We start from the raw sequence: 22,407 nt of genomic DNA on the forward strand, positions 1-22,407 counted from the left end.
ATGGCGGTTTGGCGAATTGACGATTTTTCGTCCACTGCCCAACATCGGCTGCACATTGAGTCCGGATCTGAACCACCGGTCGCAGCGTGCAAAGAAAAAAGCACACCAAATAACAAATCCAAAAACGGGTGGAACACATGATTCCTTCACAGACTTCCCGCATGGCTCCGGCCATGAGCACTGCCACGGGTGGCATCGGCGACAAGATCCGCGGCGCCATGGCCGTCGGCAAGACCCGTTGGGGCATGCTGGCGCTGGTGTTTTTCGCCACCACCCTGAACTACATCGACCGCGCCGCCCTCGGCGTCATGCAGCCGATCCTCGCCAAGGAAATGAGCTGGACGGCGATGGATTACGCCAACATCAACTTCTGGTTTCAGGTCGGCTACGCGATCGGTTTTGTCCTGCAAGGTCGTTTGATCGACCGGGTCGGCGTCAAACGCGTGTTCTTCTGCGCCGTGCTGCTGTGGAGCCTGGCCACCGGTGCTCACGGTCTCGCGACTTCGGCGGTTGGCTTCATGGTCTGCCGATTTGTCCTCGGCCTGACCGAAGCGGCGAACTACCCGGCCTGCGTGAAAACCACGCGCCTGTGGTTCCCGGCCGGCGAACGTGCGGTCGCTACCGGCATCTTCAACGCCGGCACCAACGTCGGTGCGATGTTTACACCGATGCTGCTGCCTCTGGTCCTGCACGTATGGGGCTGGCAAGCGGCGTTCCTGTGCATGTCGGCACTCGGCGGGATCTGGCTGCTGTTCTGGGGCTTGAAGTACTTCAACCCGGAAGATCACCCAAGCGTTAAACAGTCCGAACTGGACTACATCCAGCAAGAAGTCGAACCGGAACAGGCCCGCGTACCGTTCTCGAAAATCCTCCGTATGCGCGGCACCTGGGCCTTCGCCCTCGCCTACTCGCTGACTGCGCCGGTGTTCTGGTTCTACCTGTACTGGCTGCCGCCGTTCCTCAATCAGCAATACAACCTGGGCATCAACGTCACCCAGATGGGTATTCCGCTGATCATCATCTACGTCACGGCTGACTTCGGCAGCGTCGGTGGCGGCATTCTGTCGTCGTTCCTGATCGGTCGCGGGATGAACTCGATCAAGGCGCGGCTGCTGTCGATGTTCCTGTTTGCCTGCTGCATCATCGGCGTGGTCATGGCAGCCGGCTCAGCCAATCTGTGGGTTGCAGTGGCCGCCATCTCTCTGGCGATCGGCGCGCACCAGGCCTGGACGGCGAACATCTGGAGCCTGGTGATGGACTACACGCCCAAGCACATGATGAGCACGGTGTTTGGCTTCGGTGGTATGTGCGCAGCGATCGGCGGGATGTTCATGACCCAGATCGTCGGCCACATCCTCACCGTCACCAACAACAACTACACCGTGTTGTTCACCCTGATTCCGGCGATGTACTTCATTGCGCTGACGTGGATGTACTTCATGGCACCGCGCAAAATCCCTACCCTCACCGAGTAATCTGCCTACACCATCCCCTTGTAGGAGCTGCGGCACGCTGCGATCTTTTGATCTTGATGTTGAAGATCAAAAGATCGCAGCGTGCCGCAGCTCCTACACAGGGGTTTGCGGTTTCTTCAGCGGCGGCTCTGCTGCCACGCTGCCGCCAGTCCGCTGCAACAGATCACCGCAATGCCGATCACCGTCAACAGGCTCGGCGTGTGATTGAACAGCAACCAGCCCAACAGCCCCGCAAACACAATCTGGCAATAACCGAACGGCGCCAGCAACGCCGGTGCGGCATGGCGGAACGCCTGGGTCAGAAACAAATGCGCGGTCATCCCGCAACTGCCCAACGCCAGCATCAGCCCGGCGTGTGTCAGCGTTGGCACCTGCCAGAAGAACGGCACCAGCGCACTCATCACCAGCGTGTTGCACAGCCCGGCGAAGAAGTTGCTGGTAGTCGGGCTGTCGATTTCGGCGAGCTTGCGCGTCAGCAGTTGATAGAAGCAGAAGAACAGCGCCGAGCAGAACGGCAGCAGCACCGCCGGTGTGAACAATTCGCCGCCCGGGTGAACGATGATCAGCACGCCGATAAAGCCGCAGATCACTGCGATCCATTGGCCGCGTGTCACTCGTTCCTTGAGCAACGGAACCGACAACGCCGTCACCAAAACCGGCGCAAGAAAGTTGACCGCCGTAGCCTCCGCCAGCGGGATATACAGCAGGGCCGTGGTGAAAAACAGGCTCGTACCGAGTAGGCAAAGTGCTCGGGTCAACTGCCATAAAGGCTTCTTGGTGCGTAGGACGCGCAACCCGGATTGCGGCAGAAAAATCCCCGCCATCAGTAAGGTGTGCACCAGATAGCGTGCCCACACCACCATCACGATCGGATAGAAACCCGAGAGATACTTCGACAATGCGTCGTGACTGGAGAACAGGAAGGTCGCCACGACAATCAGCAAGATCCCCTTGAAGGGTTGGTTGACACCGGAGAGCGGGGTGCTGACGGTCATTGGGTTTCCTTGTGTTGCCATAAAAGATCAAAAGCTTCGCGGGCAAGTCCCGTTTCATTGACGATGCCACGCCTGTGGCAGCGTGGCTTGCCCGCGATAGATGCGCAGTACCGCTTACAGCCGCGCCAACAACTCCCGGGTTCTATCAATCGCCATCTGCGCCCGCTGCAGTCCACTCACGCCTTGCTCCAACAGTTTCACCGTGGGAATTTCCAGACTCAGTGGGATATTAGCTGGCAACGCTTTCAACAACCCGAGCAAGTCGCAATCGCCTTCGCCGGGAAACCGTCGCTCGTTGCGCGCCTGACGCAAGATCTCGGCCATGTCCGACGGTCTCGGCCCCGCCACATCACACAATTGCGCATAGCGTAGACGCGAGGACGCTACGCCCGCCAAATCCTCCAATCGTGAACCCGATCGATCAAAGTGAAACGCGTCCACCAGCACCGCTGCATTTTCCCGGTCGGTGTTGTCGACGATGCGCAACGCCTGCTTGAGGTTGCGTGCATCGGTCCAGGGCATGAATTCCAGATGCGGATGCAAACCGTAAGGCCGCGCCAGATCACACAATGCCCCGAAGTTATCCGCGAGCCGTTGCTCGTCAGGATCGTTACCGGCGACCAGTAATTCAGTCGCGCCAAATTCCGCACCGACCGTCAGAAGTTTCTCGAAATCGGCGACGACGGTGTGCGGCTTCAAACGCAGGATTTCCACGTCGAGCACGCGAACACCGGTATCGCGCAACCGCTGCAACGTCTGTCGCCGCAAATTAGCATCGGCGACCAACGGGAAGTGATGCTCCTCGGGCGTCGCCGGTTCCAGACGCAGGCCGACGTGGCTGTAACCGGCGCGCGCGGCGACTTCGACCATTTGCGGCGGCGACAACTCCAGCACGGTGAGGCTGGCCAATGAGAGGATTCGTTCACTCATGTTCAAGCCTCGATCAGTGCAGGGGCGCAGGCACGGCCAGTAGCGGCAGCCTCGCGAATGGCTTCGATCAACGCAAGGGTGCGGGCGGCATCCGCCGCACTCACCAGCGGCTCGACTTCACGCCGTGCCACGCGTACGAAATGCTGTAACTGCAAGCGCAAAGCATCGTCACCGCCGTAGGACTCTTCGACCATTAGCAACGGTTCATGCCAACCGGCGTCGACCTGATCAGCAGCGTAGTGCCAGTGCTTGAGCTGCGGAATGCTCAGAGCGCCAGCAGTCCCCGCCAGCAGATAGCAAGGCTGATCGGCTTGGCGCGGATACACCGGGTTCTCACCGGAATCCAGCTCCCAACTCCACGGCGCGGCGACCGCGTCGGAACCGCTCAATGTGCCCAATGTACCGCCCTCGAATTGCAGCAACACCGCCGCACTGTCTTCGTTGGCGAAACCGCGCACGGCGTTGTCGGTGATCGCTTGCACCGAACGCACTTCCCCGCACAGATGCCGTAGCAGGTCGAGGTCGTGAATCAGGTTCGTGAGCAACATCCCGGCGCCCGGTTCGCGGCGCCACGGGATCTCGAAATAACTGTCAGGTTTGCGCAACTGGAACAACGCAGTGACCGTGGTCAAACGCCCGAGCGCCCCGCTCTGCACCAGCTCACGGGCACGTACGATCAGCGGATTGTGGCGCCGATGATGGCCGACCAGCACTGGCACGCCGCTGCTTTCAACTGCTGCGACCAGTGCACGCGCTTCGTCCAGATGCACGCCGACCGGTTTCTCCAACAACACCGGCACACCCGCCGCCAGACAATCGAGCGCCGTAGCGACGTGCTGATTATTCGGGTTGGCAACGATTACCGCGTCTGGCCTGATGAGTTCTAGCATCTGACGGTGATCGGCGAAATGCCTTACACCCCATTCAGCCGCAAGACTTTGCGCCTGCGGCCCAGGGTCAGCCACTGCGCAGAGCGTCGCTTCGGTGAGGGTTTGCAGGTGCCGATAATGTTGTTGGCCCATGTTGCCGGCGCCGATCAGGGCAATTCGAAGGGGCGAATTCAAGGGGCGGTCCTCTTGTGATTGTTGTCGGAAAAACACTCCGCAAACAATTTAGAACCGAGTTCCAGAATCAAATACCCATTCATGCTAAAACCGTGCGAACACCGCACAATTTCCATGAACAACCCAAACCAAATGTGAGAGCGAGCCTGCTCGCGAAGGCGCCGTGTCAAGCAACATCAATGCTGACTGACAGAACGCTTTCGCGAGCAGGCTCGCTCCCACACGGGATCTCTGTGAATTCGAATTAGACGAACAGTTCGGAGGCCTGGCTGGCCGCCGACATCTCCTCAGCAAACTGCAGAAGCAACGGCGCCAGCTCATGCAACCGCGCCCCCGGCATTCGCGCACTGGGCCCGGCGATACTCAGCACGCCGATCACCCGTCCATCCATGGGATGTCTCACCACCGCCGCAATCGCTGAAGTTCCGACCGCCGAACTTTCTTCAACGCAGGCATAGCCCTGTTCACGGGCCAGACGCAGCCGTTCCAGCAACTCGATATTGGAGCGCGGCGCATTCGGCCCGATCCCCACCGGCACCTCCGCAGCCTGCCGCTCGACCAGTGACAACGCCTCCGCATCGCTCATGCACGCCAGCCACGCATGCCCGGACGCGGTGTAGAACAGCGGCGCATCGCGGCCCATGTCCGGGTCATAACGCAGACCAGTACGCGCGCCCTGCGCCTTGGCGATCCAGGTCTGACGCTCTCCATCGATCACCCCGAGACGCACCAGTTCGCCGGTCTCCTGCGCCAGTCGGTCAAGTACCGGCTGGACGATGTCGGCACCGCTGCTCGACAGGTATTGAAAGCCCATCGCGACCAGTTTGGTCGACAGGTGATAGCGCAAGGTTTCCGGATTCTGTCGCACGTAGCCGAGACGGATAAGCTCGGCGAGCAGGCGATGTGTCGCGCTTTTCGGAATATCCAGTTGCTCGGCCAGGGTCTGCATCGGCAGCCCGCGCGGATCACTGGTGAGGCTTTCCAGCACGCTGAAAACCCGTTCGATTTGACTGCCGGCCATGGGAACACCCAAAGGAAATTTTGCCGATTCTAGAAGACATCGACCGTAAAGCGAAATCTGGAACCACCCGTGCGATAACCGCCCGCTTTATCGGTACAAGGCTTGTCGAATGGCGGCGGCACTGGTTATTTTCTGGAATCAAATTCCAAAAATAATTTACTGCTGGAGCGTTGTTTGATGTCTGAACACCCTGATATCGACTGCGACGTGTTGGTCGTCGGTTCCGGTGCCGCCGGTTTGTCGGCCGCCGTGACCGCCGCATGGCATGGCTTGAAAGTCATCGTTGTCGAGAAAGACCCGGTGTTCGGTGGCGCCACGGCCTGGTCCGGAGGCTGGGCGTGGGTGCCATGCAATCCACTGGCGCGTCGGGCCGGGATCGTCGAAGACATCGAACAACCGCGCACCTATTTGCGCCATGAACTGGGCGAACATTTCGACCCGGCGATGATCGATGCTTTCCTTGAAGCGGGGCCGCGCATGGTCGCGTTTTTCGAACAGCACACCGCACTGCATTTTGCCGATGGCAACGCTATTGCCGACATTCATGGCGACACGCCCGGCGCTGGCACTGGCGGTCGCTCGGTCATCGCAGCACCGTACGATGGACGCAAAGTCGGACGCCTGCTCAAGCGCCTTCGTACAACGATGCGCGAAACATCCTTCATGGGCATGCCAATCATGGCCGGGGCGGATCTGTCGGCATTCCTCAATCTGACGCGCTCAATGAAAGCCGCATGGCATGTGACCCAACGTTTCACTCGGCACCTGTTCGACCTCGCAGCGAATGGCCGGGCGATGCAACTGGTCAACGGCGTGGCGCTGGTGGCACGGCTGGCGAAATCCGCCGAAGACCTCGGCGTGTTGCTGTGGGAATCGGCGCCGGTAACGGAATTACTGCGCGACGAAAATCGTGTTTCGGGTGCCTTGATCAACAGCCGTAAAGGTCCGCTCCGCATTCATGCGCGCAAAGCCGTGGTGCTTGCCGCCGGTGGTTTTGCCAATGACATCGAGCGGCGCAAAACCTTGTTCCCGCGTACGCCAACGGGTCATGAACATTGGGCGCTACCGCCGCTGGCCGTCAATGGCGATGGTTTGCGCCTGGGCGAAAGCGTCGGTGCACGGGTCAATACCGATGTGGCTTCGCCCGTGGCGTGGGCGCCGGTATCGCAAGTGCCACATTCCGACGGCAGCACCGGCCATTTCCCACACATCATCGAGCGTGGCAAACCCGGGATCATCGGCGTGCTGCGCAACGGCCAGCGTTTCGTCAACGAAGCCAACGGTTATTACGACTACGTCAGCGCCATGGTCGCTGCTGCGCCGGAAGGTGAAGAAGTCGCCTCCTGGCTGATTTGCACGCGCGCCTTTCAAAGGCGTTATGGCCTTGGCATATCGAGGCCGTTTCCGCTGCCGGTGTCAGAATTTATCCGCAGCGGCTATCTGAAAACCGGTAACAGCGTTGAAGAATTGGCCAGTGCTTGCGGCATCGACCCGGGCGGTTTGCGCCAGACTCTCGACGATTACAACCGCCATGCACGCAACGGCGAAGACCCGCAATTCGGGCGCGGCTCAACACCTTACAACCGCAAACAGGGTGACCCGGCGAACCTTCCCAACCCCTGCGTTGCCCCAATAGAGACCGGCCCGTTCTACGCCGTGAAAGTCCAGCCAGGCTGCTTCGGCACGTTCGCCGGACTCAAGGTCAACCCCCACGCGCAAGTGCTGGACGCCCACGAACAGCCCATCGCCGGCCTTTACGCAGCGGGTGGCGACATGGCCAGCATCATGGGCGGCCACTACCCGGCGGGCGGTATCAACCTCGGCCCGGCGCTGACTTTCGGTTACATCGCCGCCCGGCACATTGCCGGCATGACTGCTTTCGAACAGGAGATCGACCATGCAGCACATCGTTAATACCCAAGGTTTGAACATGCCGAAACTCGGTCTCGGTACCTGGCCGATGCTCGGCGACGAATGCACCCGCGCCGTGGAGCAAGCGCTGGAATTAGGTTATCGCCACATCGATACGGCAGCGGCCTACAACAACGAAGACGCGGTCGGACAAGCACTGGCGAATACGCCGACACCGCGCGAGCAGATTCACGTCACCACCAAGGTCTGGTGGGATCAGCTGCAACCCGACGCGATGCGCCATTCCATGGACCGCAGCCTCACAGCCTTGCGCAGCGACTACGTCGACCTGTTCATGATCCACTGGCCAGCCACCGACTGGGATTTGCCACGCACCCTCGACACTCTGGCTTCGTTCAAGGAGCAAGGTCTGGCGCGCAACATCGGCGTGGCGAATTTTCCGCTGCCGTTGCTACGCAAAGTCATCGAGGAATATGGGATTGGTCTGTCAGCGATTCAGGTCGAGTACCACGTCCTCCTCGGCCAAAACGCCCTGCTCGACTACGCCCGTCAACACAACCTGGCGCTGACGGCTTACACCCCGCTGGCGCGCAACAAGGTCTCGGACATCCCGCAGATTCAACAGATCGCCCACAAGCACGGCGTGCTGCCGACTCAAGTGGCGTTGAAATGGTTACTCGATCAAGCCAACGTCGCGGCGATTCCCAAGGCCAGCAGCCGAGCCAATCAACTGGCCAACCTCGCCTCGCTGCAAGTCGAACTCGACGATGAAGACCGCGCACTGATCGCCGCGCTGCCAAAGCGCGAACGTCAGGTCAGTCCCGATTTCGCCCCAGAGTGGGATGCGTTTGATCGCTGATTGATGATCCGGCGATAGAAATCCTGCGCGGGATTGAATTTGCCGCGCGCCAGACCGTCAATAACAGGCCCGACCTCGTCAACACGAGGCCGGGCCTGTTTGCATGTGGCCAATAGACGGACGACCGGACTGGCGCCACACTCACACAGCAGCAACACTCATCACCACCGATACACACAGAGGATTCCCACATGCTATGGAAAAAAGGCCGACGCAGTGACAATGTCGTCGATGCCCGTGGTGATGATGCCGGCGGTGGCGGCGGCATGCGTTTCGGCGGCGGCAAAGGCCTGAGCTTGGGAGCCATCCTGCTGATTGTCGGCATTGGCTGGATCACCGGGCAGGATCCGTTGCAGATTCTCGGCCAGCTCGCCGGGCAATCCACCCAACAATCGGCGCCCACTTCGCAAACCCGCCAGGCGCCGCCGGCCAACGATGAACAGGCCGAATTTGTCCGCTCGATCCTCGGCGATACCGAAGACACCTGGGGCGCGATTTTCCAACAGGCCGGGCGGCAATATAAAGACCCGACGCTGGTGCTGTTCAGCAATCGGGTCAATTCCGCCTGCGGTCTGGCAACCTCCGCCACCGGACCGTTCTACTGCCCGGCCGATCAGAAAGTCTATCTGGACATGGCGTTCTTCCAGGAGATGTCGCAACGTTTCAAAGCCGCTGGCGACTTTGCTCAGGCCTACGTGATCGCTCACGAAGTCGGACACCATGTGCAGACGCTTCTTGGCGTCTCGGCGAAAATTCAGACAGCCCGCCAGCAAGGTCGGCAGATGGAAGGCGACGGCGGTTTGCTGGTGCGCCAGGAACTGCAGGCCGATTGCCTCGCCGGCGTCTGGGCCTACAGCGCGCAGAAGCGCTTGAACTGGCTGGAACCGGGCGACATCGAAGAAGCCTTGAACGCGGCCAACGCCATCGGTGATGATCGCCTGCAACAACAGGGTCAGGGCCGTGTGGTGCCGGACTCGTTTACCCACGGTACGTCGGCGCAAAGGGTGCGCTGGTTCAAAACCGGATTCGCGCAGGGCCAGGTCGGCCAGTGCGACACCTTCGCGGCGAAAAACCTGTAAATGCATAAATGGCTTTTAGCGTTACTGATCGTTGGCAGCACCGCGCACGCCGCCGGTGTCGATGCGATCAGCCCCGGTCGTTTGCAACTCAAGGCCGGGGAAATGGCGGTAGGCATTGGTCCTGCGCCGGAGAAGATCGAACGTGTGCTGATCGTCATTCATGGCCGGTTACGCAACGCCGAGACCTATCGCAAAAGCGCCGAAAGCGCGGCGGAGCTAGCGGGGCAAAGCGCACATACCCTGGTGATCGCCCCGCAGTTTCTCAATGAAAGCGATGTCGCGCTGTACTCGTTGCCCGCCACCGTGTTGCGCTGGCAGGGCAACGAGTGGATGGGCGGCGGGCTATCCACGGGGCCGAATCCATTGAGCTCCTATGCCGCGCTCGATGAGATCGTCGGACGGATCAGCGATCGCAAGCAGTTTCCCGACGTCAAGCAGATCGTGATCTTCGGGCACTCCGGAGGCGGCCAGGTTGTGCAGCGTTATGCCCTGCTCGCCAAGGATCAGCCGGCGCTGAAGGCCAACGGCATTCGTCTGCGCTATGTGGTAGCCAATCCCTCTTCTTACGCCTACTTCAATGAGCAGCGGCCAGTGGCGTTCGATCACGCCAAATGCGCGGGTTTCAATCGCTGGAAGTACGGTCTGTCAGACATGCCGGTGTATGCCGGTGGGCAAACGCCGTTGCAGCTTGAGAGCAGTTACATCAAACGCGAGGTGATCTATCTGCTTGGGCAGCAGGACATCGATCCCAATCACCCGGCGCTGGACAAGCGCTGTGAGGCCGAGGCGCAAGGCGCGTATCGTCTGGAGCGTGGAAAGTTGTACTTCGGGTATTTGCTGCGCCGACATCCGGAAGGGGTGAATCAGCGACTGATCGAAGTGCCCGGAGTTGGGCATAACGGCGATGGGATGTTGACCTCGCCGGAGGGGCAGAAGGCGTTGTTTGAGCAGTAAGTTGTGCGGTGCCTGAGCTTGCTCGCGAAGAGGCCAGCTCAGGCACCCAAGATTTCAGGCCAGAAGCATCCGCCGCAACTCGACACAATCCTTCGCATGCCAATCGGTCAACTCCGGCCACGGGTTATCCGGCAAATTCACCAACACCGTCCGCGCCCCCGCCGCACGCCCGCAATCCAGATCGAAGCGGTAATCACCGACCATGACCATCTCGCTGGCCGACACTTTCCAGGCGTCTGCCAGCTTCAGCAAACCGCCCGGATGCGGCTTCGGCGGTGCTTCATCACGGCCCAACACATCTTCCACCGCGAAGCAGTCAGCCAGACAAATGGCTTCCAGCGTCACATGCGCCAGTTCCCGCGCATTGCGGGTCAGAATGCCAAGGCGATAACCGCGCGCGTGCAGATCACGCACCAGTTCCACCGCGCCGGTGGCCGGGGTCGAACCCAGCGCCAGATCCCTTTCGTGTTCCAGCAACCAGGCGTGTTTCGCTGCCGCCTCGTCCGCCGGTAATGCGGCAAGATGAGTGAGGATGTCGTCCTGCGGCGGAATCGCCAGCGCCACGCGAATCGCCGCAAAGTCATGCACGGCGACGGTCAGGGTGCCGTCCATGTCGAACACCCAGTGAGTCACCTCTTTAAGGCTCATGCCCAATCCTTGCGATGGCGGATCAAGCCTTCCTGCGTCACCGAAGCGACCAGTTGCCCGGCGCGGTTGTACACGCTGCCACGGGAGAAGCCGCGCGAGTTACCGGCCCACGGGCTGTCCATCGCGTAGAGCAACCAGTCATCGGCGCGCAGATCGTTGTGGAACCACAGCGCATGATCGAGGCTGGCGACCTGCATGTCTTTCTGCCAGACCGACTTGCCGTGGGGCAGCATCGAGGTGGTCAGCAAACCGAAGTCCGAAGCGTAGGCCAGCAAATATTTGTGCAGCGCCGGGATGTCGGCCAATGCGCCGTCGGCACGGAACCACACGTACTTAACCGGATCCGCCGGTTGCGGGTTGTACGGGTCCTTTTCGGTGACCGGGCGCACTTCGATCGGTTTCGGGCACAGCAGTTTTTCGCGCATGTGCTCGGGGATCAGGTGCGCGCGTTGCTGGGTCAATTCCAGCTCCGACGGCAGGTTTTCCGGGCCGACCACCACCGGCATCTGGCTCTGATGCTCGAAGCCCGCTTCGTCGTACTGGAACGACGCGCTGCAAGTAAAGATCGGATGGCCCTTCTGAATCGCCGTGACGCGGCGGGTGCTGAAACTGCCGCCATCGCGCACGCGATCAACCGAATAAACCACCGGCAACTTGGCATCGCCCGGGCGCAGGAAGTAACCGTGCATCGAATGCACATGACGCGCCTCTTCAACGGTCTGACTGGCCGCCGACAGTGACTGACCGAGCACCTGACCACCGAACAACTGACGGAAACCCAGGTCCTGGCTACGACCACGGAACAGGTTTTCTTCGATCGGTTCCAGGGTCAGCAAATCGACCAGATCTTCCAACACTTGGCTCATTCAGACTCTCCTCACACAAAGCTATGCCGCGCAGTCTTGGCTGCGGCGGCCGATTCAGATTCTGGCGCGGGCCAATGATATGGCGGCCATTGTAAACGTCCGTGTCGGCTTATCCATGCAAGGTTTGCAGCCATTGTTCGCGGCTGATGCGGTACAGCACATGCCGTCTTAGCGGATGATCGACAGCAAGCTTCGGGTGATCAAAATCATCTTCCGGATCGTGATGCATGCCGATCGCCTGCATGACTTTCTCTGAGGGCAGATTGGATTGCGCGGTGAAGGAGACAATTTCCTTCAGCGCCAACCGATCAAAGCCACAGCGCAGAGCGGTCCACGCCGCCTCACTGGCATAGCCCAGCCCCCAATGCTCCTTGGCCAGACGCCAGCCGATTTCCACTGCCGGAGTGAACGGCGCATCAAAGCCGACCACGCCGAGCCCGGTGAAACCGATGAACTCACCGCTGTCCTTGCGCTCCAGCGCCCACAAGCCGAAACCGTGCTCGGCAAAATGCCCGCGAATCCGCCCGATCAGCGAAGCGCTTTCGAGTCGGCTCAACGGTGCCGGAAAATAGCGCATCACCTGAGGATCGGCGCACATCGCGGCAAATGCCGGCAAATCCTCGTCCTGCCACTGACGCATCAGCAAGCGCGCGCTTTCAAGTTCCATTATCGGCTCCATCGTGCCCCTCCGTTTCCATGCCGCAAGTCTACATCGCTGGTAGGATCCTTCACTCTTTCCTACATTCCTACATGAAACCGCCATGCCACTGCCGCTGATCTACCACGAAGACTACAGCCCCGAGTTTCCGGCGGATCACCGCTTCCCGATGGACAAGTTTCGTTTGCTGCGCGACCACCTGGTGGACAGCGGTTTGACCCGCGATGCCGACCTGTTGCGCCCCGAGATCTGCCCCAACGACATCCTCGCCCTCGCCCATGACCGTGCGTATATCGAACGCTACATGAGCGGCGAGTTGTCCCGCGAAGACCAGCGGCGCCTTGGCCTGCCGTGGAACGAAGCGCTGGCAAGGCGCACGGTACGGGCGGTCGGCGGTTCGATTCTGGCCGCGGAAAAAGCCCTGGAACATGGCCTGGCCTGCCACTTGGCCGGCGGCACTCACCACGCGCATTACGACTATCCGGCGGGCTTCTGCATCTTCAATGACCTGGCGATCATCAGCCATTACCTGCTGCAAAGCGGGCGGGTGAATCGCGTGCTGATCTTCGATTGCGATGTGCATCAGGGCGACGGCACGGCGCGGATTCTCCACGACACGCCGGAGGCAATTACCGTTTCCCTGCACTGCGAGAAGAATTTTCCTGCACGTAAAGCGGAAAGCGACTGGGACATTCCGCTGCCCAAAGGCATGGGCGATGGCGATTATTTGAAAGTTGTCGATGACACGCTCAACTATCTGCTGCCGCTGTATCAACCGGATCTGGTGCTGTATGACGCCGGCGTCGACGTGCACAAGGACGATGCTCTTGGTTATCTCCAGTTGACCGACGAAGGTGTCGCCGCCCGCGATGAAAGCGTGATGCGCCATTGTCTGGGCCGCGACATTCCGGTGATGGGCGTGATCGGTGGCGGCTACAGCAAGGATCGCCACGCCCTCGCCCGCCGCCACGGCATCCTCCATCAGAGTGCGCAGCGGGTTTGGCAGTCACACGGTTGTCGCTGAGTTGTGCTGCGTTACCCACAATCGCTGTGGAACTGCCTGTGGATAACCTGAGTGAAAGGGACTGCAGCCCATGCTGTTCATGGCCCGCAGAACACTGGCTAATTTTTAACCAGATATCGAATCCACCAAAAATCCCCCTGTGGGAGCGAGCTTGCTCGCGAAAGTGTCGGCACATTCGACATCTCGTTGACTGACACACCGCTTTCGCGAGCAAGCTCGCTCCCACAGGGATCTCCCACATTGATCTGCGCTGTTAGAATGCGCGGCTTATCCCGCCATACCGCAGCGCACGCCATGACCCAGAACTCCGCCTCCTCCCCTGCTCACGTCGCCATCATCGGCGGTGGCCCCGCCGGCCTGATGGCCGCCGAAGTGCTGAGCCAGGCCGGAATCCGCGTAGATCTCTACGACGGCATGCCCTCGGTCGGCCGCAAGTTCCTGCTCGCCGGCGTCGGCGGCATGAACATCACCCACTCCGAAGCCTACCCGGCGTTCCTCTCGCGATACGCCGAACGCGCACCGCAGATCGCGCCACTACTGCGCGGCTTTGATGCCGATGCCTTGTGCCAGTGGATTCATGATCTGGGCATCGAAACCTTTGTCGGCAGCTCTGGCCGGGTTTTTCCTACTGATATGAAAGCCGCGCCGCTCCTGCGCGCTTGGCTCAAACGCCTGCGCGACAGCGGCGTAGTTATCCACACCCGCCATCGCTGGCTCGGTTGGGACGAAAACGGTGCGCTGCGTATCGACAGCCCGGAAGGTGAAATCACCGTCAAACCCGATGCCACCCTGCTCGCCCTCGGCGGTGGCAGTTGGTCGCGCCTCGGTTCCGACGGCGCGTGGATGCTGCCGCTGGAGCAACGCGGCGTAGGACTTGCGCCGTTGCAGCCGAGTAATTGTGGCTTCGAGGTGCAGACCTGGAGCGAATTGATGGTCAGCAAATTCGCTGGCGCGCCGCTGAAAAATATCGCCATTGGTTTGAACGACGATGTACCGCGTTTGGGCGAATGCGTGATCACCGCGACCGGGATTGAAGGCAGTTTGATTTACGCGCTGTCGGCGCCGATTCGTGAGGCGATCAACCAATATGGCGCGGCGGTTGTTCACATCGATCTGCTGCCCGGCCGACCTGTGGATAAATTGCAGGCAGCCTTGAGCAAGCCACGCGGCTCGCGCTCGATGGCCAAGCATTTGCACAGTCAGGTCGGGATTGATGGGGTGAAAGCGGCGTTGTTGCGGGAGTTGACTGATGCGGCGACTTTTGCTGATCCGACGTTGTTGGCGCGGGCGATCAAGGCGTTGCCGCTGACGTTGGTGAAAACGCGGCCATTGGACGAAGCGATCAGCAGTGCCGGTGGCGTGACGTTTGAGGCGATGGATGAACGCTTGATGCTCAAGGCGTTGCCGGGGGTGTTCTGTGCGGGGGAGATGCTCGATTGGGAAGCGCCGACGGGCGGCTATTTGCTGACGGGGTGTTTTGCCAGTGGGCGGGCGGCGGGGTTGGGGATTGTGCAGTGGCTCAAGTCCGAGGCGTCTGCCTGAACCCTCACCCCAGCCCTCTCCCAGAGGGAGAGGGAGCCGACCGAGGTGTCCGGCGCCATACATCGACCTGAAACACCGAGTCGATTATGGATTTGGTCAACCGAGTACCTGGAGCCATACATCGACCTGAAACACCGAGTCGATTATGGATTGGGTCAGACAACCTAGGTGTCAGGCGAAAGCTTTGTCGATTATGGATTCACAGCCATAGGATCAGGTCGGCGTAATTCGCGAGCATCCCCCAATCAGTCCCCTCTCCCTTTGGGAGAGGGTTAGGGTGAGGGGCTTTTGACTTTAAGGCTTACGCTTACGCGGCCCAGTGTTAAACACCGGCACTTTACGCACAGGCTTGACCGAAGGCTCCGGCGCCTGCGTCTCGCCACTGTCGACCCACTTGCCCAGATTGCGCTTGCCGCCACCACCCGAAGCTTTCGGCTTCTTCGGTTTCTTCGGCTTCTTGATCACCTGACCGCTGGCATCGGTGTCCGGCACACGATGCTCAGGCTCAAAGTCCGGCTCGTTCTGACGCTTCAAGGTCTGGCGCGTCAGCATTTCAATCGCCGACAACATGTTCACTTCATCCGCACACACCAGCGAGATCGCCTCACCCGTCGCACCTGCACGACCCGTACGGCCGATGCGGTGAATGTAATCCTCAGCCACAATCGGCAGGTCGAAGTTGATCACCAACGGCAAATCTTCAATATCCAGACCCCGCGCCGCAACGTCAGTCGCGACCAGAATCTGCACTTCACTGAGTTTGAAACGATCCAGCGCGCGCTGACGGGTTGCCTGCGGTTTGTCGCCGTGGATACCGTCGGCATTCACACCGAGGCCCTGGAGTTTTTCCACCAGCGCATCAACACCGTTGCGGGTCTTGGCGAACACCAGCACCTGCTTCCACTTGTTCTTGCGCATCAAATGCACGAACAGCTCAGCCTTGCGCTTCTTGTCCACCGTCACGATCCACTGCTTGACGGTGTTGGCGGCGACGTTGCGCGGGCTGACTTCGACGGTCAGCGGATCGTTGAGCATCTGCCCGGCCAGCAGGCGGATGTCATCGGAAAAGGTCGCGGAGAACAGCAGGGTCTGGCGCTTTTTCGGCAGCATGCGGTAAATGTTCGCCAGTTCTTCGGAGAAGCCCAGGTCGAGCATACGATCGGCTTCATCCAGCACCAGGGTTTGCAGCTGATCGAGTTTCAGCGCGTTCTGGCGGAACAGGTCGATCAGGCGACCTGGCGTGGCGACCAGCACATCAACGCCGCCGCGCAGCTTCATCATTTGCGGGTTGATGCTGACGCCGCCGTAGACCGCATAAGTGCGCAGCGGCAGGTTTTCGGCGTACTGGCGCACAGACTCATGGACCTGCTCGGCCAGCTCGCGGGTCGGCACCAGAATCAGCGCACGTGCCGAGTTGGCAGCGACTTTCGGCCCTTCCATGGCCAGCAACTGCAGCAGTGGCAAGGCGAAACCGGCGGTCTTGCCGGTGCCGGTCTGGGCCGCTGCCATCAGGTCACGACCGGCCAGCACGGCCGGAATGGCTTGCGCCTGAACCGGCGTCGGGGTCTGGTAGCCGAGCTTCTCAAGGGAGCGCAGCAAGGGTTCGATCAGGCCAAGGGTGGCGAAAGTCATGGAAGTACCGTAGGAAAAAATAACGCAGGCATGCAATGCCGCGCAGTTTACCCTAATTCGTACGCGTTTCTGTGGGAACGGCGGTCGGCGCTACGACTGGCGGCTGTGCTGGCCGGCGCCACTGCGGCAAGCCGATCAACACCACCGCGCTGATGATCACCAGCATCGCCAGCGCCTCTTCGATGCCGATGGTCTCGCCGACAAAGACAATCCCCAGCAACACCGCCACCGCCGGGTTGACGTAGGCATAACTGGTCGCCGCCGCCGGACGCACGTGCTTGAGCAGGTACATGTACGAATTGAACGCGATGATCGAGCCGAAGAAGATCAGATAGGCCAGCGCCAGCCAGCCTTCAACCGGCGGCACTGCTTGCAGGTGCTCGCCGCTGACAGCGCTGCCGATCAGCAACACCACGCCGCCGACCAGCATTTCCACCGCACTGGCCATCGCGCCCTGCGGCAACGGCAAATGTCTGCTCCACACCGAACCGAACGCCCAAGTTGCCGCCGCGAAAATCAGCAACGCCGCGCCCAGCGGACTCGATTGCAGGTTGGAACCCATGTTGAGCATGGCAATGCCGATAATCCCCAACGCCACTCCGGCCCATTCCAGGCGGGTATTACGCGCGCCCCAGAAATAGCCACAGAGCAACGTGAACAGCGGCACCGTCGCCACTGCCAACGCCGCCACTCCCGAAGCGACGCCGGTGTGCTCGGCCACGCTCACCGCGCCATTACCGAAACTGAGCAGCAAAATCCCGATGATCCCCGCCGCTTTCCACTGCGCCCAGGTCGGCGCCGGTGCCCCGCGCCAGCGCAGGAACGCGTACATCAACGTACCGGCGATCACGAAGCGCACACCGCCGAGCATCAGCGGCGGCCAGTACTCGACACCGATACGGATCACCAGATAGGTCGATCCCCAAATCACGTACAGCGCGAAAAACGCGGCGATCAGCGGTAAGGAAAAACGGCGCAAGGCAGGCATGGGCAGCTCGAAAGTCTGGTTCAGGGGATGGGTTATTCTAGAAAGGCCTGCGAGCAAAAATAAGTTACAAAACCTGTTTATAGCGCCGGTACACTTTGGAAAGAACGGAGATCGACGGCTTAAACCGAGATTTCGAAAGTCTGGCATTTTCAGGAGTCCGGTCTTGGACAAATACGACCGCATGCTGCTCAGCGCTCTTCTCGAAAACGGTCGCGCGTCCTACGCCGATCTGGCGCGCAAAGTGAACCTCTCCGCCCCCGCCGTCGCCGAGCGCGTGGCCAAGCTTGAGGCATCGGGGGTGATCACCGGCTATGAGGCGAAAATCGACCTGTCGAAAATCGGCCTGCCGATCCAGTGCATGATCGAATTGCGCCTGCACCAGAACGGCAGTCAGAAGGTCTACGACGAACTGGTGAAAATCCCGCAACTGACCGAGTGCTTTCGAGTGACGGGCGATCCGTGCGTGATGATGAAAGCCGCGGTGGGATCGATGACGGAGCTTGAGGAGTTGATCAATCGCGTGGCGAAGTTTGGCTTCAGCAAGACATCCATCGTACTGTCGAGCGCCATCGAAAAGCGCGTGCCGCTCGGTCATATCGAATGCAACGGCAAATTCTGAAGACGATGATTCCCCTGTGGGAGCGAGCCTGCTCGCGAAAGCGGTGTATCAGACAACATCAATGTTGAATGAAAACCGTATTCGCGAGCAGGCTCGCTCCCACAGGGGTTCTGTGTTGGATTGGGATCAGCGATAGCGCTGCAGATGTTCGCTGACTTTCGCGGCAGGTACTTTCTGCAGTTTGCACAGCAGGTCGTGGGACAGTTCACGCACACCATGCTTGCCGCGCAGCTCTTCAGCCAAATGCGCCATCAGGTTGGCCGCCATCTCGGCATCCGCCATCGCCCGGTGAGCCTGCCCTGTGTGCGGCAGTCGCGCAAACGTGGTCAGCGTGCCCAGTTTGTGATTCGGTGCGGCCGGCATCAAGCGCCGGGCAAGCAGCAGCGAACAGGCAAAATTCTGCAACCGCGTGCGTTTGATCCGCCCCAGCTCGAAGTCCCAGAACTTCTGGTCAAACGAAGCGTTGTGCGCCACCAGCGGTGTGCAGCCGACAAACTCGTTGACCTCGTTCATCACCTGCTCGGCCGGCGGCGCGGTGCGCAGCATGGCGTTGCTGATGCCGGTCAGTTGTTCGATGAACGCGGGGACGCGGACGCCGGCGTTCATCAGGCTCTGGTAACGCTCGACGATGCGGCCGTTTTCCAGCATGACCACGGCGATTTCCGTGGCGCGGCAGCTGCTGTTCGGCGAGAGGCCGGTGGTTTCAAAGTCGATGACTGCAATGCGTTCCAAACCGGGTGGTACTCCGTCAAATCAATTCTTTAGAAGCAGTGCGCCTTCGATCGGCACGTAACGGCTGGCGGCGCGGATCAGCGAGTTGGCGGTCAGGCCCGGCACGCCATAGGCGACTGCCTGCACGCCGTGTTTGCTGATGATGCGTTCGAGCAGCATGTCGAAATCACCGTCACCGGAGGCCAGGACGATTTCGTCGACGTGGTCGGCGGCGTCCATGATATCGAGGGTGATGCCGACGTCCCAGTCACCCTTGGCCGAGCCGTCGCTGCGCTGGATGTAGGGTTTGAGCTTCACGGTGAAACCGAGGTTGCGCAGGATCTGCTGGAACTGCTGCTGCTTGCTGTCGCCACGGTCGATCGCATAGGCGTAGGCCTCGACGATCTGCCCGTCCTTGCTGATGTCGGCCCACAGTGCGGCGTAGTTGAAGTGACAACCATAAGCCTGACGCACGGTGTAGTAGAGGTTCTGCACGTCGGCGAACACTGCGATTTTTTTCACCGGAGTTCCTGTGGGCGCGCAAGCGCACGAAGCGGGATCAGGCGCCAGGCCCGAAAAAGGCGCTCAGTATGCCAGTCCGAAGGAAGGTTCCGCGAATAATCGGCCCGAAGCCCCAAGGGGCTCCGGACGAATGGTGAGTCAGACGAAGGAATCGTCGTCATCAAAGAACGAGGAATTGTCGTCGCTGTAATCGGTGTCCGTGAAGCCGCCCTGGTCATTGCCAGAGAAGCCGTTATCGGCCACACGCTGATCATCGCCCCAGCCGTTGTTGCTCTGGTCGGCGACTTGCGCCGGCTCTTCTTTGATCACTTCAACGATTTCTTCCGGCTGCTGATTGTGATGGAACAGGCTGCTGATGCCCTGCGCAAGCATCACGCCACCGGCCACACCGGCTGCGGTTTTCAAGGCGCCGCCGAGAAAGCTGCTGCCCGCTGCCGGAGCCGCTTGCTGAGCGTAATTAGGCGGTGCTGCACCGAAATTCTGTTGTGGTGCTGGAGCGCCGAAGCTCTGCTGCGGGGCCGGTTCACGCCAGCCACCGGTCGACGCCGGGGCGGCACTTTGGGTCGGCGCCGGACGCGGGCTGCCACCAAAAATGCTCGACAGGAAACCACCGCCGCCGCTGGATGCCGGCGCGGCACTCTGCGCCTTGGCCGATTGCAGCTCAGCCTGCAACTGCTGGACTTGCCGGGTGAGTTGCTTGTTCTGCTCGTCTAGGCTCTTGAGCGCCGCCTCTTGCACCAGAATCGCCTGGGTCATGAAATAACCTGCCGCCGGTTGGCGCGTCAGGTGTTCCTTGATCCGCGTTTCAGCCTGGGCGTCGCGCGGGGCTGCCTCCGTTTCGGCCTGTTGCAGCCGGGAAAACAGTCCATCGATCAGGGTTTGCTCTTCGCTGTTCATGGCGACCTCGTAGATTGCCGGGGATAACAGTGCCCTCGTCCACATTGGCCGAGGTGCTCTCCTGTAATGGAGACGGTGACAAAACGTTTCAATGACCTTTACCGAATGTTTACGTTTGTGTCGCGCCAGCCATCATCGGTTAAAGTGAGCCACTGTTTTCGACCTGCGATACCGACTGATGAATGCCCTCGAAGTACTGCGCGACTCTTTGTATTTTTTCAAACGCCATTTGGGCAGCATCGTGCAGTTGTGCCTGCCGCTGGTGATTTTCGAAGCGTTCCTGCAACAAGTGGTCGATCACGCCAGCGGGCCGGAAAACATCTCGGCGATCAGTATCGTCGTCGGTCTGCTGGTGTATCCGCTGTACACCGCCGCCCTGATCCTGTTCCTTGATGCGCGCAGCCGTGGCGAAGCACCGCGCAACCGTGATCTGCTGGCGATGGCCGCGACCCTGTGGCCGCGTTTCGCCTTGCTTACGGCGCTGAACACCCTGCTGATTCTGTTGGGGCTGTCGCTGTACTTCCTGCCGGGCCTGATGTTGATGGTCATGCTCGCGTTCGGCGAATACTTGCTGGTGCTGCGTGGTATGGGACCTTTGCAAGCCATGAAGGAAAGCCTGCGCCTGACCCGCGGACATTTCTGGCGGATCCTGCTGTGCATTCTCTGTGTGATGACGCCGCTGTGGTTGCTCAAAGGCGCGACGCTGGCGGTCTATCCCGAGCCGCAAAACCCGGTTATCGCGATACTGATCGACAGCGCTCACAGCTTCCTGCAACTGTTCACCAGTGTGGTGTTGTTTCGCCTGTTCATGCTGATCAGCGAATTGCCTGACAAACGTGACAGAGCAATCTGACAGCACTGCGTTTGGGCTTCGAGACGGCCGTCAGGTATGCTCGGGGCCACTTTCTGTAACGCTATAAGCCGAGCCATGACCCGTCTACTGCGCTACACCCTGTTGTTTGTCGTGCTCGCCATCGCCCTGATCGGCGGGCTGCTGTTCAGCCTGACCTGGCGCCCCGACGCCCGCGAAACCTTGCCGGTCAGTTGTACGGGGACGGCACCGACACTGGTGCCGGGCCAGGCGCTGAAAGTCATGACCTGGAACGTGCAATATCTGGCGGGCAAGCGCTACGTGTTCTGGAATGATCTGGCCCAAGGCAACGATGAAGCACCGACACAGGAAGACATGGCGTTCAGCCTCGACGAAGTGGCGCGGGTAATCCGCGACGAGCAACCCGATGTGGTGCTGTTGCAGGAACTCGATGACGGTGCCAAGGCCAGCGACTATCAGAACCAGCTCAAGTTGTTGCAGGAACGGGTCGCCGATCTGTACCCGTGCAGTGCCAGCGCGTTCGATTGGAAGGCCGATTTCGTCCCTGATCGGCACATCTTCGGCAGCGTCGGCCGGCAACTGGCGACGTTGAGCCGCTATCGCATCGAACACGCCGAGCGTCTGCAATTACCGGTCGCTGCCGCCAACTTCATCAGCCGTCAGTTCCAGCCGAAAGATGCCCTGCTCGCGACCAAACTGCCCCTGAGCGATGGCGGGCAACTGACCGTATTCAACACGCACCTGGAGCGTGCCAGCCAACCGGACGACACCTTGCAGGCGCAAGTGAGCGCTGTGGCCAAGGTGCTCGACAAATACGAGAGTCAAGGCCTGCCATGGCTGATTGGCGGCGATTTCAATCTGTTGCCGCTCGGCCAGTACCGTCGCTTGCCTGCCGAACAACGCGCGCCCTACTTCGCCGACAGCGAACTGCATCTGCTGTGGGACAAGTACCCGATGATCCCGACCAACAACGAAGCCAGCGGTATCGACCGCGCACAATGGCTGACCCACTATCCCAACGACCCCGGCCTGAATGGCCCGGATCGCACGGTCGACTATCTGTTCTACAGCCCGAAAATCAAACGGCTGGAAGCGAGGGTGCGCCAGGACGATACGTTGCGCATCTCCGATCACTTGCCGGTGATTGCGCGCTTCCTGCTGCCGGCGGCGCCTTAGGCAGGGCCGAGGAACATCGAGCCGTCGCCCGAATTCACGATAT

The 22,407-nt window shown here is 60.4% G+C and carries 22 protein-coding genes; 10 read left to right on the plus strand and 12 right to left on the minus strand.

The features are described from left to right. Positions 1–137 precede the first annotated feature (137 nt). Positions 138–1,475, plus strand: a complete 1,338-nt coding sequence (locus ACZZ0G_RS07615) for an MFS transporter (RefSeq protein WP_463555778.1) — start codon at positions 138–140, stop codon at positions 1,473–1,475. 116 nt (positions 1,476–1,591) lie between these two features. Here ACZZ0G_RS07615 and ACZZ0G_RS07620 read toward each other — a convergent pair whose 3' ends face one another. The 4 genes from ACZZ0G_RS07620 to ACZZ0G_RS07635 form a co-directional block, all read right to left on the minus strand. Further along, positions 1,592–2,470, minus strand: a complete 879-nt coding sequence (locus ACZZ0G_RS07620) for a DMT family transporter (protein WP_463555779.1) — start codon at positions 2,468–2,470, stop codon at positions 1,592–1,594. A gap of 114 nt (positions 2,471–2,584) precedes the next feature. After that, positions 2,585–3,400 carry a sugar phosphate isomerase/epimerase family protein gene (locus ACZZ0G_RS07625; protein WP_463555780.1) on the minus strand — a complete coding sequence of 272 codons (816 nt, stop codon included), beginning with the start codon at positions 3,398–3,400 and terminating at the stop codon, positions 2,585–2,587. A gap of 2 nt (positions 3,401–3,402) precedes the next feature. After that, positions 3,403–4,464: a Gfo/Idh/MocA family protein gene (locus ACZZ0G_RS07630; protein WP_463555781.1), complete on the minus strand. Its 1,062-nt coding sequence runs from the start codon at positions 4,462–4,464 to the stop codon at positions 3,403–3,405. 244 nt (positions 4,465–4,708) lie between these two features. Further along, positions 4,709–5,485 carry an IclR family transcriptional regulator gene (locus tag ACZZ0G_RS07635; protein WP_463555782.1) on the minus strand — a complete coding sequence of 259 codons (777 nt, stop codon included), beginning with the start codon at positions 5,483–5,485 and terminating at the stop codon, positions 4,709–4,711. A gap of 177 nt (positions 5,486–5,662) precedes the next feature. Between ACZZ0G_RS07635 and ACZZ0G_RS07640 the strand changes: the two genes are divergently transcribed. The 4 genes from ACZZ0G_RS07640 to ACZZ0G_RS07655 all read left to right on the plus strand — a co-directional run bounded on the left by ACZZ0G_RS07640 (position 5,663) and on the right by ACZZ0G_RS07655 (position 10,249). Further along, on the plus strand, positions 5,663–7,399 hold the full coding sequence (locus tag ACZZ0G_RS07640; RefSeq protein ID WP_463555783.1) for an FAD-dependent oxidoreductase: 1,737 nt from the start codon (positions 5,663–5,665) through the stop codon (positions 7,397–7,399). Further along, positions 7,383–8,216 (plus strand): aldo/keto reductase, encoded by an 834-nt coding sequence (locus tag ACZZ0G_RS07645; RefSeq protein ID WP_463555784.1) that lies wholly within the window; start codon positions 7,383–7,385, stop codon positions 8,214–8,216. The genes ACZZ0G_RS07640 and ACZZ0G_RS07645 overlap by 17 nt, the downstream gene beginning before the upstream one ends. 191 nt (positions 8,217–8,407) lie before the next feature. Continuing rightward, a complete protein-coding gene (gene ypfJ / locus ACZZ0G_RS07650) occupies positions 8,408–9,295 on the plus strand; it encodes a KPN_02809 family neutral zinc metallopeptidase (RefSeq protein WP_095125476.1) in 888 nt (295 codons plus the stop codon). Further along, positions 9,296–10,249, plus strand: a complete 954-nt coding sequence (locus ACZZ0G_RS07655; RefSeq protein ID WP_463555785.1) for an alpha/beta hydrolase family protein — start codon at positions 9,296–9,298, stop codon at positions 10,247–10,249. A gap of 54 nt (positions 10,250–10,303) precedes the next feature. Here ACZZ0G_RS07655 and ACZZ0G_RS07660 read toward each other — a convergent pair whose 3' ends face one another. From ACZZ0G_RS07660 to ACZZ0G_RS07670, 3 genes are all read right to left on the minus strand, one after another. Then, complete coding sequence (locus tag ACZZ0G_RS07660) at positions 10,304–10,897, minus strand: HAD family hydrolase (protein ID WP_463555786.1); 594 nt, start codon at positions 10,895–10,897, stop codon at positions 10,304–10,306. After that, positions 10,894–11,763 carry an acyl-CoA thioesterase II gene (tesB, locus tag ACZZ0G_RS07665; protein ID WP_003228466.1) on the minus strand — a complete coding sequence of 290 codons (870 nt, stop codon included), beginning with the start codon at positions 11,761–11,763 and terminating at the stop codon, positions 10,894–10,896. Before tesB ends, ACZZ0G_RS07660 begins: the two co-directional genes overlap by 4 nt. 109 nt (positions 11,764–11,872) lie before the next feature. Continuing rightward, a complete protein-coding gene (locus ACZZ0G_RS07670; protein WP_463555787.1) occupies positions 11,873–12,442 on the minus strand; it encodes a GNAT family N-acetyltransferase in 570 nt (189 codons plus the stop codon). Between the two features lie 82 nt (positions 12,443–12,524). Here ACZZ0G_RS07670 and ACZZ0G_RS07675 point away from each other — a divergent pair, with 82 nt between their 5' ends. Both ACZZ0G_RS07675 and ACZZ0G_RS07680 read left to right on the plus strand, forming a co-directional pair. Further along, a complete protein-coding gene (locus ACZZ0G_RS07675) occupies positions 12,525–13,445 on the plus strand; it encodes a histone deacetylase family protein (RefSeq protein ID WP_463555788.1) in 921 nt (306 codons plus the stop codon). A gap of 294 nt (positions 13,446–13,739) precedes the next feature. Beyond that, entirely contained in the window at positions 13,740–14,987 is a 1,248-nt protein-coding gene (locus ACZZ0G_RS07680) for a TIGR03862 family flavoprotein (protein ID WP_463555789.1), read from the plus strand. Positions 14,988–15,281: 294 nt separating this feature from the next. Here ACZZ0G_RS07680 and ACZZ0G_RS07685 read toward each other — a convergent pair whose 3' ends face one another. Both ACZZ0G_RS07685 and yedA read right to left on the minus strand, forming a co-directional pair. Next, a complete protein-coding gene (locus ACZZ0G_RS07685; RefSeq protein ID WP_127929876.1) occupies positions 15,282–16,619 on the minus strand; it encodes a DEAD/DEAH box helicase in 1,338 nt (445 codons plus the stop codon). A 52-nt stretch (positions 16,620–16,671) separates the two neighbouring features. Then, positions 16,672–17,607 carry a drug/metabolite exporter YedA gene (yedA, locus tag ACZZ0G_RS07690; RefSeq protein WP_463555790.1) on the minus strand — a complete coding sequence of 312 codons (936 nt, stop codon included), beginning with the start codon at positions 17,605–17,607 and terminating at the stop codon, positions 16,672–16,674. Between the two features lie 163 nt (positions 17,608–17,770). Between yedA and ACZZ0G_RS07695 the strand changes: the two genes are divergently transcribed. Continuing rightward, entirely contained in the window at positions 17,771–18,226 is a 456-nt protein-coding gene (locus tag ACZZ0G_RS07695; RefSeq protein WP_463555791.1) for an Lrp/AsnC family transcriptional regulator, read from the plus strand. A gap of 126 nt (positions 18,227–18,352) precedes the next feature. Here ACZZ0G_RS07695 and ACZZ0G_RS07700 read toward each other — a convergent pair whose 3' ends face one another. The 3 genes from ACZZ0G_RS07700 to ACZZ0G_RS07710 all read right to left on the minus strand — a co-directional run bounded on the left by ACZZ0G_RS07700 (position 18,353) and on the right by ACZZ0G_RS07710 (position 20,356). Beyond that, on the minus strand, positions 18,353–18,958 hold the full coding sequence (locus tag ACZZ0G_RS07700; protein WP_053124223.1) for a 3'-5' exonuclease: 606 nt from the start codon (positions 18,956–18,958) through the stop codon (positions 18,353–18,355). A 21-nt stretch (positions 18,959–18,979) separates the two neighbouring features. Then, positions 18,980–19,459: a LabA-like NYN domain-containing protein gene (locus ACZZ0G_RS07705; RefSeq protein WP_007949802.1), complete on the minus strand. Its 480-nt coding sequence runs from the start codon at positions 19,457–19,459 to the stop codon at positions 18,980–18,982. A gap of 138 nt (positions 19,460–19,597) precedes the next feature. Further along, positions 19,598–20,356, minus strand: coding sequence for a DUF2076 domain-containing protein (locus ACZZ0G_RS07710; protein WP_463555792.1), 759 nt, complete (start codon positions 20,354–20,356; stop codon positions 19,598–19,600). 178 nt (positions 20,357–20,534) lie between these two features. Between ACZZ0G_RS07710 and ACZZ0G_RS07715 the strand changes: the two genes are divergently transcribed. Next, on the plus strand, positions 20,535–21,209 hold the full coding sequence (locus ACZZ0G_RS07715) for a YciC family protein (RefSeq protein WP_108227105.1): 675 nt from the start codon (positions 20,535–20,537) through the stop codon (positions 21,207–21,209). 75 nt (positions 21,210–21,284) lie between these two features. Further along, positions 21,285–22,364, plus strand: coding sequence for an endonuclease/exonuclease/phosphatase family protein (locus ACZZ0G_RS07720; protein WP_463555793.1), 1,080 nt, complete (start codon positions 21,285–21,287; stop codon positions 22,362–22,364). Positions 22,365–22,407 lie beyond the last annotated feature (43 nt).

The organism is Pseudomonas sp. AC169 (assembly GCF_979258515.1).

Excerpts from the sequence above, each read along its gene's own strand:
- ACZZ0G_RS07615 (WP_463555778.1), top strand. The coding sequence starts at position 138 with ATGATTCCTTCACAGACTTCCCGCATGGCTCCGGCCATGAGCACTGCC.
- ACZZ0G_RS07620 (WP_463555779.1), bottom strand. The coding sequence starts at position 2,470 with ATGACCGTCAGCACCCCGCTCTCCGGTGTCAACCAACCCTTCAAGGGG.
- ACZZ0G_RS07625 (WP_463555780.1), bottom strand. The coding sequence starts at position 3,400 with ATGAGTGAACGAATCCTCTCATTGGCCAGCCTCACCGTGCTGGAGTTG.
- ACZZ0G_RS07635 (WP_463555782.1), bottom strand. The coding sequence starts at position 5,485 with ATGGCCGGCAGTCAAATCGAACGGGTTTTCAGCGTGCTGGAAAGCCTC.
- ACZZ0G_RS07640 (WP_463555783.1), top strand. The coding sequence starts at position 5,663 with ATGTCTGAACACCCTGATATCGACTGCGACGTGTTGGTCGTCGGTTCC.
- ACZZ0G_RS07645 (WP_463555784.1), top strand. The coding sequence starts at position 7,383 with ATGCAGCACATCGTTAATACCCAAGGTTTGAACATGCCGAAACTCGGT.
- ypfJ (WP_095125476.1), top strand. The coding sequence starts at position 8,408 with ATGCTATGGAAAAAAGGCCGACGCAGTGACAATGTCGTCGATGCCCGT.
- ACZZ0G_RS07655 (WP_463555785.1), top strand. The coding sequence starts at position 9,296 with ATGCATAAATGGCTTTTAGCGTTACTGATCGTTGGCAGCACCGCGCAC.
- ACZZ0G_RS07660 (WP_463555786.1), bottom strand. The coding sequence starts at position 10,897 with ATGAGCCTTAAAGAGGTGACTCACTGGGTGTTCGACATGGACGGCACC.
- tesB (WP_003228466.1), bottom strand. The coding sequence starts at position 11,763 with ATGAGCCAAGTGTTGGAAGATCTGGTCGATTTGCTGACCCTGGAACCG.
- ACZZ0G_RS07670 (WP_463555787.1), bottom strand. The coding sequence starts at position 12,442 with ATGGAGCCGATAATGGAACTTGAAAGCGCGCGCTTGCTGATGCGTCAG.
- ACZZ0G_RS07675 (WP_463555788.1), top strand. The coding sequence starts at position 12,525 with ATGCCACTGCCGCTGATCTACCACGAAGACTACAGCCCCGAGTTTCCG.
- ACZZ0G_RS07680 (WP_463555789.1), top strand. The coding sequence starts at position 13,740 with ATGACCCAGAACTCCGCCTCCTCCCCTGCTCACGTCGCCATCATCGGC.
- ACZZ0G_RS07685 (WP_127929876.1), bottom strand. The coding sequence starts at position 16,619 with ATGACTTTCGCCACCCTTGGCCTGATCGAACCCTTGCTGCGCTCCCTT.
- yedA (WP_463555790.1), bottom strand. The coding sequence starts at position 17,607 with ATGCCTGCCTTGCGCCGTTTTTCCTTACCGCTGATCGCCGCGTTTTTC.
- ACZZ0G_RS07710 (WP_463555792.1), bottom strand. The coding sequence starts at position 20,356 with ATGAACAGCGAAGAGCAAACCCTGATCGATGGACTGTTTTCCCGGCTG.
- ACZZ0G_RS07715 (WP_108227105.1), top strand. The coding sequence starts at position 20,535 with ATGAATGCCCTCGAAGTACTGCGCGACTCTTTGTATTTTTTCAAACGC.
- ACZZ0G_RS07720 (WP_463555793.1), top strand. The coding sequence starts at position 21,285 with ATGACCCGTCTACTGCGCTACACCCTGTTGTTTGTCGTGCTCGCCATC.